The following is a 13,249-nucleotide window of genomic DNA, read 5'->3' as shown; positions in this document are numbered from 1 at the left end:
AGCGGGCTCGTCGTCACCAGACGTTGGCCACCGTGCGGGCGGGCGGCGCGGTGTCGTCGGGCGGCAGCGCCTCGGTGCGGTCGCGGCCGCCGGTTTTCGCGGCATAGAGCGCAGTGTCGGCGCGGCTCATGATCCGCTCTGGGAGGTCGTCCACGGAGAGTTCGGTAATGCCGATGCTCACGCTCAACGAGACGGATGCGGGCAGCTCCGACGACGGTACGGCTTTCAGGCGCAACCGCAAGCGCTCGACCACTTCGCGGCCGCCGGCAAGATCGGTGGCCGGCAGCAATAGTCCAAACTCTTCGCCGCCGAGCCGGCCGATCGCATCGGCGCCGCGCAGTTCAGCGCGGCACGTGTCGACGAAATGTTCGAGCGCGCGGTCGCCAGCGGCGTGACCGAAGCGGTCGTTGATCTGTTTGAAGTGATCCAGGTCGGCAATCGCCATGCACAGCGGCTCGTTGCCCAGATGCGCGCGGTCGATCTCGTGGCGCAGCAGGTCGAGAAAATAGCGGCGCGACAGCGCGCCCGTCAACGCGTCGTGGCGCGCCTCCGCGGAAAGCAGCGTATTGGCCGATTGCAGCTGTTCGGCGAGATCGCGCGTGGCCCTGTGGTGACGCCGTTCGCGCACATAGGACACGGTGATCACCCACGCCAGCGCCACGGTGCCGGCCAACGTGAGAAACACCAGCAGATGATCGCGCCTGTGATTGCGCAGCAGTTCAGGCCAGGCGGAAAGCGGATCGACGAGATGCGCCGACAGTCCCGAGTTCAGGCCGCCGCGAGTCTGATATAGCGCTGGCCCCGGCCGCCCGGACGCGCCGAACAGTTGCCCGGCGACGGCCGCGGGCACCCATGGTGCCTGCTCGCGCACCTGAGCATCGACGTGAATCTGGATATCCGGGAACGCGTCGCGTCGATAGGTCATGTTGCGGTCCGCGAGGCTCATCCGCGTGACGCGTGAGTTCGGCAGCGCGTGGCCTTCGAGTGTACTGTCGTGCGCCATGATGATGACGCCGTTCTCGTCGGCCACGAAGGTGCCGGCGTGCGCGACCCAGTGGCGCAGCCGCGCTATCCCCACCTTGGCGACGACCGCGCCCGCGAGCTGACCGTCCGCGTAGACCGGCACGGCGATGAAGATGCCGGGTTCACCGCTCGTACGGCCGACGCCATACGCTTCCGAGAACGCGCCGAGCAATGCGTTGACCAGATACGCCCGCACGCGCATGTCGACGCCGACGAACGCGCTTCGCGGCGCCGCGGAATCGTTGCCGACATCGCTCGAGGCCACGCAGATGCCGTTTGCGTTGACGAGCCACACCTGATCGAGCCCGGAGAAGCCTTGCGCGCGATGCAGGAAGGTGCTCACCGCGGACATCCGCGAGTCTTTTAACAACGCCTCGCGCAGGGCGGGTTCCGTCGCTGAGCCGTTCGCGGCATAATTCTGGGATTGCACCAGCGCGTTCTGGACCACGTCCATTTCGGCCATGGTTGCGGGGATGGCCCGAGACATCGCGAGGTCGCTGGCGACCACCTCCGCCATGTTGTCGACGATCGACGCGGACATCTGGCGCTGCGCGTGCAAGGCCGCGCCGAGTTCTTGCTGTACCATCCGGTCCGCGACCATGCCGGCCACGAACCAGCAAACCAGTATGATCAGCGCGAAGCCGATCGGGCCGGTTGCCTGGCGCAAGGTTGTCCTGTTCATCGACCCTCTGATCCGTCTGGCTGTGACATGCAACTAGCTTATTCGTGGCAGCGCGCCGCGGCGCTGTGTCGCCCCGCGTTTCGCACTTGTGGAAGCGGCCGGCCCCGTGCCGCCGCTGTGGCCTGGGATAAAACCACTAACACAGGCGTATCTTTGTGGATTTTAACCGTCATGGGGCCTGACGCCATCGTTATTGCGGAAATGACAGCGACATGGACCGCACCCATCAGGCTTTTAACGGCAGCGCCGCTGGTTTCTTGATGGCGCGCACGGCTTTTCCATGGCGTGTCCACCACGATTCGAGCGTCAGCGGGGGCTGCCGGTCTTATCGATAATGGCAAAAAAAGGTGCGCGGCACGGCCGGGCGTCTTCGGTGGAAGGCCAATGCCAGGCCAATGTCAGGCGGTGGCTGCAAGTTACCGCGAATTGCCATCAAAGGTTGTGCCTGAAACACAGGATGGTGTAGTGTCGTGCCGTCCAAAACAAAGGAAAGCTCGCCAGCCTACGGGCGGCGCCTGCGGCGACAGGATTCTGGCTTGACGGTTGAGGTTCCGGGGCGGCTTGGTCCTGGCTACTTCCGTTGCCGGTCCACGTGTCTCCAACGCTAACGATTTACCGCGCACACGCGTTTTGCCATGCCTGATTTCCGCTTTCCGGACCGATCGTCAGACCGCCGCGCCGAAGTCGCGGCCTCCTTCGCGCGTTGCTTCGCCTATATGAATGAGGAGTGGGTCTGATGGATTTCAGCTTTGACCTGAAGCGAACCGCCAATGCCTCGGCATGGCGGGTGCTGCCCAACCGCTGGGACTTTGTAGCGTTCCCGCTGATCATCTGCATCATCGCCATGGCGGCAATCGGTTTTCACGAGACGCTTGCGCCAATGTCGACCCTGAAGACCCAGGCGATCTCACTCGATCCGGCGAACCTGCCCGAGTACGCAATGCGCACCACGTTGCGCATGCTTGCGGCGATGGTCGCGTCGCTGATCTTCACGCTGATCTACGGCACGCTGGCCGCGAAGAGCCGGCGGGCCGGTCTCGTGCTGGTGCCGATTCTCGACATCCTGCAGTCGGTGCCGGTGCTCGGCTATATCTCGTTTACCGTCACGTTCTTTCTCGCGCTGTTTCCGGGCCGCGTGCTCGGTGCCGAACTCGCGGCGATCTTCGCGATCTTCACGAGCCAGGCGTGGAACATGACGTTCAGCTTCTATCAGTCGCTGCGCACGGTGCCGCGCGATCTGGACGAAGTGTCGCGCGGCTTTCACCTCACTTCGTGGCAGCGTTTCTGGAAGCTCGAAGTGCCGTTTTCGATGCCGGGCCTCATCTGGAACATGATGATGTCGATGTCCGGCGGCTGGTTCTTCGTGGTGGCTTCGGAAGCGATCACCGTCGGCAACAATACGATCACGTTGCCCGGCATCGGTGCCTACCTGGCGCAGGCGATCGTCGTCAAGAACCTGCACGCGATCGGCTGGGTCATTCTCGCGATGACGGTCGTGATTCTCGCCTATGACCAGTTGCTGTTCCGTCCTCTGGTTGCATGGGCCGACAAGTTCCGCATGGAAACCACCAGTTCGGGCGACGCGCCGGAATCGTGGCTGCTCGATCTGATCCGTCGCACGCGGCTGATTCACCGCTTGCTGGTGCCGCTCGGCTGGATGTTCGCGAAGGCCGCGCGCGTGCCGTTTCGGCTGCCCGCGTTGCAGAGGCCGCGTTTCCAGATTCCGCAGATCCAGAAGAGCTCGCGCCTCGGTGACATCGTGTGGGGCGCGCTGGTCCTGATCGGCACCGTCTATGTCGTGTATCGCGTGTTCATCTACGTGCGCACCGGCGTGTCGCTCGACGAAGTCGGCCACGTGCTGATGCTCGGCCTGATTACGCTATTGCGCGTGGTGCTGCTGATCGCGATCGCGTCGGTGATCTGGGTGCCGGTCGGCGTGCTGATCGGCTTGCGGCCGGCGCTCGCCGAGAAGATTCAGCCGCTCGCGCAGTTTCTCGCCGCGTTCCCGGCCAATCTGCTGTTCCCCGTGTTCGTGATCGGGATTGTGCGCTTCAATCTGAACCCGGATATCTGGCTCTCGCCGCTGATCGTGCTCGGCACCCAGTGGTATATCCTGTTCAACGTGATTGCCGGCGCGAGTTCGTATCCGAACGACTATCGCGAGGCGGCCAAGAATTTCCACATCCGCGGCTGGCAGTGGTGGCGTCAGGCCATGTTGCCGGGCATTTTCCCGTACTACGTGACGGGCGCGATCACCGCGTCAGGCGGCGCGTGGAATGCGAGCATCGTCGCGGAATTCGTGCAGTGGGGCGACACGAAGGTCGCGGCGCACGGACTCGGTGCCTATATCGCACAGTCGACCGCCGCGGGCGACTATCCGAAGATCATTGTGGGCATCGCTGTGATGTCCCTGTTCGTGACGCTGTTCAACCGCCTGCTGTGGCGTCCGATGTACGCCTATGCCGAAGCCAAGCTTCGGCTGGATTGAGAAATAAAGGCATAACGCGATGCAAAATCCTAAAGCTGCTATGACCGCCGCGCCGATCCAGACGCCGCCGAAGCCGCCGCGCCTCGGCGAAGAGATCCTGCGCGTCAAGGACGTGTGCCGCGGGTTCAACAAGTCGCAGGGCGAACTGCTCGTTCTCGACGACGCGAACCTGTCGCTGCGCGAAGGCGAGATCGTCGGTCTGCTCGGCCGCTCCGGCTCGGGCAAGTCCACGTTGTTGCGCATCATCGCCGGTCTGATCGAGCCGACCGACGGCGAAGTCACGTATATGGGCAAGCCGCTCGACGGTCCCGCGAAGGGCGTCGCGATGGTGTTTCAGACGTTCGCGCTGTTCCCGTGGCTCACCGTGCTGCAAAACGTGGAAGCCGGCCTCGAAGCGCAAGGCGTCGGCGCCGCAGAACGGCGCACGCGCGCTCTCGCCGCGATCGATCTGATCGGTCTCGACGGTTTCGAGAACGCCTATCCGCGCGAGTTGTCGGGCGGCATGCGCCAGCGCGTCGGCTTCGCGCGCGCGCTGGTGGTCGACCCCACGCTGCTGCTGATGGACGAACCGTTCTCCGCGCTCGACGTACTGACCGCCGAAACGCTGCGCACCGACCTCCTCGATCTGTGGACGCAAGGCCGCATGCCGATCAAGGCGGTGCTGATCGTCACGCACAACATCGAGGAAGCCGTGTTCATGTGCGACCGGATTCTGGTGTTGTCGTCGAATCCAGGCCGCGTGATCGCCGAAATCAAGGTGCCGTTCAAGCATCCGCGCAATCGTCTGGACCCGGCGTTCCGCCGCCTGGTCGACGAGATCTACGCGAAGATGACCGCGCGTCAGACGGACGAGAAAACCAAGAAGGGCCTCGAACTGCATAGCTGGTTGCCGCATGTGTCGACCAACCTGATGGCCGGTCTGATTGAAACGCTCGCCGCCGCGCCGTACCACGGCCGCGCGGACATGCCGGAAATCGCGCGCTCGCTGCATCTGGAAGTGGACGATCTGTTTCCGGTGGCGGAAGTGCTTCAGCACCTGGGCTTTGCCGACGTGCGCGAAGGCGATATTTTCCTGACGCCGCCCGCGCGCGTGTTCGCCGAATTCGGGACGCAGGAACGCAAGATGATGTTCGCCGAGCATCTGCTGCGGCATGTGCCGCTCGCCGCGCGAATCAAGAAGGTGTTGAACGAGCGGCCGGGGCACCGTGCACCGCGCGTGCGCTTCGAGCAGGAACTGGAGGACTTTCTGTCCGACAGCGCCGCGGAAGAAACGCTCGACGCGGTCATCAACTGGGGACGTTATGGCGAGATTTTCTCGTACAACGACCAGACCGAAATCTTCAGTCTGGAAGACGTGGAGTCTTGAGCGCATCGGCGTTTCTTGCGCGTCGTTGAATAAAAACGGCAGGGGAGACCCTGCCGTTTTTTTTGAAGCGCGCAATGCTTGCGACGCTTATTGCAGATTGCCCCAACGTTCAACCGCCGGCTCCGCGGACGCCCACTTCCAGCCCTTGTCCTGCTGACACGCGCTCGCGGTGTACCAGTCTTCGTGCGCGTTCGGGCCGTCGCCGTCCTGCACTGAGAACACGAACTCCTTGCACAGCGCCAGCGTCGAACCGAATGCGCGTGTGACGCGCACCTGGCCGTGGCCGTTCTCGACCGGCAGTGTATGTTTGACGGCCCAGGGCCGCGTTTCGCCGACTGGCATTGCGCCCGCCAATGCCGCGATGAGATTCTGCTGGTCGGTGTGCATGCTGCGCATGTAGCGTCCAACGGCTTCGTCTGTCGCGGCTTGCACCGCGATGCCGACGCCGATGCCGACCGCCGGATTGGACGTGACGAGACCGGACGCGACACCGGCGGCCGCGCCGCTCGCGGCGCCAATCGACGAGCAGCCGCTCATCAGCAGAATCGCGCTGATACACAGCGCGCCGGCGAGCGCGCTCAGGCTCAGACGATGCAGCGGCTTGCCGGCCGGAAGCACACGCGCCGTCATTGCAAGGCACCCCAGCGTTCGGTGGCGGGCTCGGCCGATGCCCATTTCCAGTTATCGCCATCGCGGCAGATCGACGCGACGTAAAAGGCGCTGCTTGCCGGCACGTTCTGGGTGGCGGTGCGGTCGACCGAAAAGACGATTTCCTTGCAGTCGAGTGCGCCCGCGCTGATGCTGCGGCTCACGGTGACGCGGCCATGCTCGTCGTCTTCGATCGGGACCGAGTGCGTGACGCTCCAGGGTGCCACCGCGCCGACGTCGAGCGGTCCAGCGATCTTCGCGATGCCGTCCTGCGTATTCTTGTGGACCACGCGCTCCGAGTACTGCACGCCGGCGCGGGCCGCGGCCACCGCGCCCAAACCGATGCCGGTCGCGACGGCGGCATTGTGCGTGACTTGCGCCGCGATGGCGGCGCCGGCGATGCCTGCGCCGGCAGTGGCGCCTTCTGTGTAGAGCGAACTGCAGCCGCTCAATGCCGATGAAACCGCCAGGGCCACCGCAACCAGCGCCATTGCATCAGGACGACCGCGTGCTGCCCAATGCTTCAAACGCGGCTTCAAACGCGGTTTCAAGCCCGGTTTCAACCACTCGCCCCACACCATTTTCTTGTGCATTCCCTGTCTCTGCTCATACAAGTGCTTTCGTTCGCGTGCCAATGCAGCGGGCGAACGAGTGACACGTTTTCCCATCGTTGCAAATGGGCTGCTGCATTTTGCAGGATGCGTTTTGTAAATGGCAGAGGGAAAATGCAAGAAATTGCAAAAGATGATGCGCGTCAAACCGGTTTCTGCTGGACAGCAGCCCGGTTTGATTGGTGGTGCGAACTGATTGAACCGGAAACCTTGAGAGACGCGTCGCTATTGTTCGGTATCTTCTTCCGCGCCTTCGTCGCCATACGCGCTCAGGCGGTTGTATAGCGTTTTCAGACTGACGCCGAGCGCTTTCGCCGCGCGCCGTTTGTCGCCGCCGCAATACTTCAGCGTGCCGAGAATGATCTGCTTTTGCGCGTCCGCGAGCGGCGTGCCGATCCACACGCTCATTGCGTCGCCTTGCGTGACGGGCCGTTTTACCTTCGACGCGAGATGCGGATGCGGCAACTCGACTGTTTTTTCCGCGAGGATGAACGCACGGTACACCGCGTTCTTCAGCTCGCGGACGTTGCCCGGCCACGACCACGTGCGCAGCGTTTCAATGGACCGTTTGCTGAAGCTCTTGTTGGCGCCTTCCTGGTGGTTGAGCTGTGCGAGAAAGTGCTGCGCGAGCAGTTCGCGATCGTTCTCGCGTTCGCGCAGCGGCGGCGCACGCAACGGAAATACCGCGAGCCGGTACATGAGGTCCTCGCGCAAACCGTTTTCCTTGACGGCGACCGCCGGGTCGCGATTGGTTGCCGCGATCACACGCACATTGCCGCTGATCAATTCGTTGCCACCGACGCGATAGAACGTACCGGTCTCGAGCGCGCGCAACAGTTTCACTTGACGCACCGGCGCCATTTCCGTGATTTCGTCGAGAAACAGCGTGCCGCCGTTCGCATGCTCGAAGTAGCCAATGCGGCCTTGAACCGCGCCCGTGAAGCTGCCTTTCTCATGGCCGAACAGTTCGGCTTCGATAAGTTCATCGGGAATCGCGCCGCAATTCACGGCGACGAAGGGCGCTTCCTTGCGGCTGCTTTGATCGTGGATCGTGCGGGCAATCAGCTCCTTGCCGGTGCCCGATTCGCCGATGATCAGCGCGGTCGCGTCGGTGTTCGCGACGCGGGCGATCTGCTCGTACAGATCCAGCATCACCGGCGACGAGCCGTACAGCAGGCCGTACGATTTCAGTCCCGCGACGCCGTCCGCGACGCGCTGCTTGGCCTGAGCGGAAGCGCTGCCGCCGGCGGACACAGTGGGCGAGTCCAGATCGATTGACGCCATAAACGGGGAAGTCCTGTGCAATTGAGGTTCGTTGTTGCGGCGCGCAGGCCTGCGAAAGAGACGGCCAGGAAGACCCATCTCACAAAGGTCGATTTAACCACTTTGACCGCGCTTCCTGCAATCTATGTGACAGCTATCGAGGAAGTGGCGTAAAGAGCCGGTCGAAAGTGCCAGGAGCGAACCCGCTCCGGCATCACCAATGACAAAAGTTACCGGGCATGCGCTTTGCGGCTCGCACCCGACAGCGTGCGCTTCGACCGCGAATGCCGCGGCTCACGCGAGCGCTGAACCCGGATGAGGAGTGAGTGATGACTGACACGACGCAACAGCTTGCACTTGGCGGCCAGAAGATCGTCGAGGATCTGCGAGTGCTGCTCAAGGATTCAGAAGAAATGCTGCGGCTCGCCGCCAATGTGCCGGGCGAGGGCGTCGGCGCATTGCGCCAGAAATTGGGCACGCATGTGGAAACGCTGCAATCCGCGCTTGGCGATGCGCAGGAAAACGCACAGCGGCGCTACCGCTCGGTGACGGTGAACACGGAACGCTACGTGCGCCATAACCCGTGGAGTTCGGTTGCCATTGCAGTCGGCGTCGGCTTTGTGCTGGGCGCACTGACTGCGCGTTGACCGTGGTGCTTATCAGCGGTCCTGGCGGTCCTGGCGGTCCCGGCGGTCCTGGCAGCAACGCACGTCCCTCCGCACGTCTCTCCGTTTCACCAATCACGACTACAAGGAGTTCACGATGGCTCGACCCAAAATTGGCATCTTCGGTGCGCTCATGGCACTCGGCGGCTTTCTCGCGGTGCGCTACGTGCAGCGCAACCGTGCCGCCCAGGCGCAGACGGGGCGTGACTTGAGCCGTTGGGAAGACGAGGGCGGCGCCGTTGCCACACCGTCCCCGTCGTCCGCACCGTCCGGCAGCGTTTCGGCGGCGAGCGCGAGTTCGGGCGCGCACGGCGCCAATGGCTCCGCGCATCCCGATGCGTGGCCGTTTCCGCACAGTCACTGAACCCGCTGTCCCGCAGGGCGCCGAGGCAGTCGGTCCTCCCACTGTCCTGCCGGGACTGTTAAATTGTGTCGCTAAAGCCTTATAATAGGTAAATACACAACAATAGTGCCGATCACGTCCCGGTTTTCGCGTGTATTGTTGCAATATTGAATGGAATCGATGGCCAAGCGCTTTGCGGAAGTTGGCGTGCGCTCACATTGAGATGCAGTCGCCCACCGCCGGCGCGAGATCGTCGCCGCTTTCCAGCGTGCGCCCTCGCATGCTGCTCCTTCCACGCTTGCAGGCTTTCGAGACGCGATGCCACATGTACTGATTGTCGATGACGACGCAGGTACCCGCGAGGCGCTTTCCGCCATCATCGGGGAAGACGGCTTGACCACCGCCACCGCGGGCGATTTGCGTGAAGCGCGCATTCAACTGGTCCGGCAAATGCCGGACGTTGTCTTTACCGATCTGAAGCTGCCGGACGGCAGCGGGGTCGAACTGTTCGAAGATCTCGATCCGCGCTCCGGCGTGGAAGTGATCGTGATTACCGGCCACGCCACAGTCGAGTCGGCGGTGAACGCGCTGAAAATGGGCGCCACCGACTACCTGGTGAAGCCGATCAACATGCAGCGCGTGAAAGCGATTCTTTCGCGCCTGCCGCGCGCTGGCGATCTGAAGGCGGAAATCGGCACGTTGCGCGGCGAATTGCGCCGCATGGGCCGCTTCGGTTTGATGCTCGGCAATTCACCGGCCATGCAGGAGGTCTACGACCAGATCGGCCGCGTCGCGCCGACGGCGGCCTCGGTGATGCTGGTGGGCGAATCGGGCACGGGCAAGGAAGTCGCCGCCCAGACGCTGCACGAACTCAGTTTGCGTCGCAAGCACGCGTTTCTCGCCGTGAACTGCGGCGCGATCTCGCCGAACCTGATCGAGTCGGAAATGTTCGGCCACGAACGCGGTTCGTTCACCGGCGCGGACCGTCAGCACAAGGGTTATTTCGAGCGCGCGAACGGCGGCACGCTGTTCCTCGACGAAATCACCGAAATGCCGATCGAGCTGCAGGTCAAGCTGCTGCGCGTGCTCGAAACCGGCATGTTCATGCGAGTAGGCACCACCAAGGAAATCGAGACGGACGTGCGCCTCATCGCCGCGACCAACCGCGATCCCGAGCAGGCGGTGCTCGAAGGCAAGCTGCGGCTCGACTTGTACCATCGGCTGAATGTATTTCCGATCAGCCTGCCGCCGCTGCGCGACCGCGGCAAAGATGTGGAATTGCTGGCTCAGGCGTTCCTCGACGAACTCAACGAGCGCCACGGCACCAGGAAGCATTTCCCCGCCGCCGTGAAGGAAATGCTGCTGTCGTATCCATGGCCGGGCAATGTGCGCGAGTTGAAGAACTACGTGCAGCGCGCGCACATCATGTCGGGCACGGATTCAGACAGCACGGCCACTGTGCCGTTGCAGATCACGTTGTCAAAGCCCGCGGCCGGCACGGCGATCACGATTCCGTTCGGCACGTCGCTCGCCGAAGCGGACCGTCAGTTGATTCTGGCCACGCTCGAGCAATGTGGCGGAGTGAAGACGCGCGCCGCCGAAATTCTCGGCATCAGCCTTAAGACGCTCTACAACCGCCTCGTGGAATACGGCAATGACGCGCGCGAAGACGGCGACGCCGCCGACGAATCACGCGCGCTCGGCGGCGCGGACGCTTAACGCCGCCCGCCTGCGCTTTAGCCGGGAGTGCTTGTACAACGGCACAGCCCTTGCTTCGTTCTGAATGAATGCATAGCGAGGATCACTGACATGCCGGAATACGCCGCCGCTCCCGCGCTGCCCCTTCGGAAGCACGCCCATCGTCCCGAGCCGATCGAGCCGCCCTCGGCGCCGCCGACGCCTGGCGAGCCGGACACGGTGCCCGATCCGAGTCCTCAACCAATCGAACCGGTTGAGCCGCCAATCGGCGATCCGCCGCCGCAGCCGACTCAGACTCCCCAAGCCAGTCAGCGTCCGCCAATCTCTCTGCAACTCTGACATGGCCTACACGTTACGCCCTAGGCAGGCGTAGCAAATTTGTGTACATGTTACAAATCCGACGCACCTTTTACCGGCACTTGGTCGTCGTCGTTCCTAGACTATGTTGATGCCGCCTTTGCACGGCGGCGCGGCTTTGCTCGGAGGCATCGATCATGAGACATCCAGCACTGCGGCGTTCGGCGCGCCATTCGAAGCGCGATGCCCGTCCCGCTGCCAGCAAGAACGGGCCGCCACCGCTGTCTCCCGACGCGCCGGCCACGCCCGCCGCTCCCACCCCGCATGATCCGTCCGCGCAGAACCGCGTGGCGCCCCATGCGCCACCCGATGGGGAATACAACCAGGGCGGCGTGCGCCCCGAGGGCCTCGAATACCAGCGTGACCTTGGCTCCGAGCAGGACGCGTGAGGTCGCTCGGATCTGCGCGCATCCGGCGAGCACGAGGTTCGCCGTTTTCATCATACAAAGCGGAAGGAAGTTCTTCGCGGTGCTCCGGTGCTGCGTGTTTCCACTCGTTCGTCACATTTACATACATTTTTATTCCTGGCATCGGGCAAAGCGGCACGGCATTTGCGTGCCCCTTTCTGGCACATGTCCGTACGCAACGAAACAACTGAACTAGGTGGAGCACCAATGAGCAGACTGATCGTGGTATCGAATCGTGTTGCGCCGACCCAGGAAGGCCGGCCCGCAGCGGGTGGCCTGGCGATCGGCGTGCTGGATGCGTTGAAGGAAACCGGCGGGGTCTGGTTCGGCTGGAGCGGCGAGACGGTAAGCGAACCGTCCGCGCCGCTGATCGAGAAGCAAGGCAACGTGACCTACGCGACGGTCGGCCTGACCAAACGCGACTACGACCAGTATTACCGTGGCTTTTCGAACGCGACTCTATGGCCGACGTTCCACTATCGCAATGACCTCTCGCGTTACGACCGGCAGGAGTACGCCGGCTATCAGCGCGTCAATGCGACGCTCGCGAAACAGCTCAAGGAGCTGCTGAGGCCCGACGACATCATCTGGGTCCACGACTATCATCTGCTGCCGTTCGCGCGCTGCCTGCGCGATCTCGGCGTGAAGAATCCGATCGGCTTCTTCCTGCATATTCCGTTTCCGGTGCCCGAAGTACTGCGGACGATTCCGCCGCATGAGGAACTGGTCAAGGCCATGTGCAGCTACGACGTGATCGGCTTTCAGACCGAGGCGGATCGCCAGTCGTTCGTCGACTTCATCGAGCGCGGTCATCACGGCATGTCGAGCGAAGACGGCATGGTGCACGCGTATAACCGCTTCCTCAAGGTGGCCGCCTATCCGATCGGCATCTATCCGGACGCGATCGCCAAGGCGGCCGAGCAGTTCACCGACCGCAAGCCGGTGCGCAGCCTGCGTGACGGCATGCGCGGCCGCAAGCTGATCATGAGTGTGGACCGTCTCGATTATTCGAAAGGCCTGGTGGAACGCTTTCAGGCGTTCGAGCGATTGCTGCTGAATGCGCCGGGCTGGCATGGGCGTGTGTCGCTGGTGCAGATCGCACCGCCGACGCGCTCGGACGTGCAGACCTATCAGCGGATTCGCCAGACGCTGGAAGGCGAGGCGGGGCGCATCAACGGCCGCTTCGCGCAGCTCGACTGGACGCCGATCCAATACCTGAACCGCAAATACGAGCGCAATCTGCTGATGGCGCTGTTCCGTCAATCGCAGGTCGGCTATGTGACGCCGCTGCGCGACGGCATGAATCTGGTGGCGAAGGAATACGTTGCGTCGCAGGACCCGGCCGATCCGGGCGTGCTGGTGCTGTCGCAATTCGCCGGCGCGGCCGAGCAATTGCCGGGCGCGCTGGTCGTCAATCCGTTCGATCTTTCGCAGATGGCCGAGGCTCTCGAGCGCGCGCTTTCGATGCCGCTCGCCGAACGCCAGGCGCGTCACGCCGACATGATGGCGCCGATGCGCGAAAACAATCTGTCCGTGTGGCGCGATACCTTCCTCGGCGATCTGCGCAACGTGGCGACGGCGTCCTCCGTGACGGCCAAAGCGGTAAAGCTCGCTGACGTGACGGCATCGTCGTAGCCGGATCCACGGCAGCGCGGCTCGCCGAGCCGCGCGGGGTCCGTCACGTCTGACTGGTGTTGG

Annotated in this window: 12 protein-coding genes; 8 read left to right on the top strand and 4 right to left on the bottom strand. The window is 63.3% G+C overall.

Translation table 11 applies throughout. The annotated features are described in order from the left end of the window. Positions 1-13 precede the first annotated feature (13 nt). Positions 14-1,705 (bottom strand): sensor domain-containing diguanylate cyclase, encoded by a 1,692-nt coding sequence (locus C0Z16_RS00260; RefSeq protein ID WP_102630246.1) that lies wholly within the window; start codon positions 1,703-1,705, stop codon positions 14-16. 736 nt (positions 1,706-2,441) lie between these two features. On the opposite strand from C0Z16_RS00260, the gene C0Z16_RS00255 reads away from it, so the two are divergent. Continuing rightward, the gene (locus C0Z16_RS00255; RefSeq protein WP_102630245.1) at positions 2,442-4,193 is read left to right on the top strand and encodes an ABC transporter permease; all 1,752 of its coding nucleotides are present in this window, start codon (positions 2,442-2,444) and stop codon (positions 4,191-4,193) included. Between the two features lie 19 nt (positions 4,194-4,212). Continuing rightward, positions 4,213-5,559, top strand: a complete 1,347-nt coding sequence (locus tag C0Z16_RS00250) for an ABC transporter ATP-binding protein (protein WP_102630244.1) — start codon at positions 4,213-4,215, stop codon at positions 5,557-5,559. An 87-nt stretch (positions 5,560-5,646) separates the two neighbouring features. Here C0Z16_RS00250 and C0Z16_RS00245 read toward each other — a convergent pair whose 3' ends face one another. The 3 genes from C0Z16_RS00245 to C0Z16_RS00235 form a co-directional block, all read right to left on the bottom strand. Then, a complete protein-coding gene (locus C0Z16_RS00245; RefSeq protein ID WP_102630243.1) occupies positions 5,647-6,189 on the bottom strand; it encodes a hypothetical protein in 543 nt (180 codons plus the stop codon). Then, entirely contained in the window at positions 6,186-6,800 is a 615-nt protein-coding gene (locus C0Z16_RS00240) for a hypothetical protein (protein WP_407070643.1), read from the bottom strand. Before C0Z16_RS00240 ends, C0Z16_RS00245 begins: the two co-directional genes overlap by 4 nt. A gap of 243 nt (positions 6,801-7,043) precedes the next feature. Then, positions 7,044-8,102: a sigma-54 interaction domain-containing protein gene (locus C0Z16_RS00235; protein WP_102630242.1), complete on the bottom strand. Its 1,059-nt coding sequence runs from the start codon at positions 8,100-8,102 to the stop codon at positions 7,044-7,046. 308 nt (positions 8,103-8,410) lie between these two features. On the opposite strand from C0Z16_RS00235, the gene C0Z16_RS00230 reads away from it, so the two are divergent. The 6 genes from C0Z16_RS00230 (at position 8,411) to otsA (ending at position 13,186) form a co-directional block, all read left to right on the top strand. After that, positions 8,411-8,728 (top strand): DUF883 family protein, encoded by a 318-nt coding sequence (locus C0Z16_RS00230; RefSeq protein ID WP_102630241.1) that lies wholly within the window; start codon positions 8,411-8,413, stop codon positions 8,726-8,728. Positions 8,729-8,843: 115 nt separating this feature from the next. Beyond that, complete coding sequence (locus tag C0Z16_RS00225; RefSeq protein ID WP_102630240.1) at positions 8,844-9,110, top strand: hypothetical protein; 267 nt, start codon at positions 8,844-8,846, stop codon at positions 9,108-9,110. Between the two features lie 297 nt (positions 9,111-9,407). Further along, positions 9,408-10,808 (top strand): sigma-54-dependent transcriptional regulator, encoded by a 1,401-nt coding sequence (locus tag C0Z16_RS00220; RefSeq protein ID WP_102630239.1) that lies wholly within the window; start codon positions 9,408-9,410, stop codon positions 10,806-10,808. Positions 10,809-10,898: 90 nt separating this feature from the next. Then, a complete protein-coding gene (locus tag C0Z16_RS00215) occupies positions 10,899-11,126 on the top strand; it encodes a hypothetical protein (protein ID WP_102630238.1) in 228 nt (75 codons plus the stop codon). 155 nt (positions 11,127-11,281) lie between these two features. Beyond that, a complete protein-coding gene (locus C0Z16_RS00210; protein ID WP_102630237.1) occupies positions 11,282-11,533 on the top strand; it encodes a hypothetical protein in 252 nt (83 codons plus the stop codon). Between the two features lie 225 nt (positions 11,534-11,758). Next, positions 11,759-13,186 (top strand): alpha,alpha-trehalose-phosphate synthase (UDP-forming), encoded by a 1,428-nt coding sequence (gene otsA / locus C0Z16_RS00205; protein ID WP_102630236.1) that lies wholly within the window; start codon positions 11,759-11,761, stop codon positions 13,184-13,186. Positions 13,187-13,249: the final 63 nt, after the last annotated feature.

Origin of the sequence: Paraburkholderia rhynchosiae (genome assembly GCF_002879865.1) — a bacterium.
Classification (GTDB): Bacteria; Pseudomonadota; Gammaproteobacteria; order Burkholderiales; family Burkholderiaceae; genus Paraburkholderia; species Paraburkholderia rhynchosiae.
The sequence above is the reverse complement of the archived record's forward strand: the minus strand, read 5'-3'. Positions and strand labels throughout refer to the sequence as shown.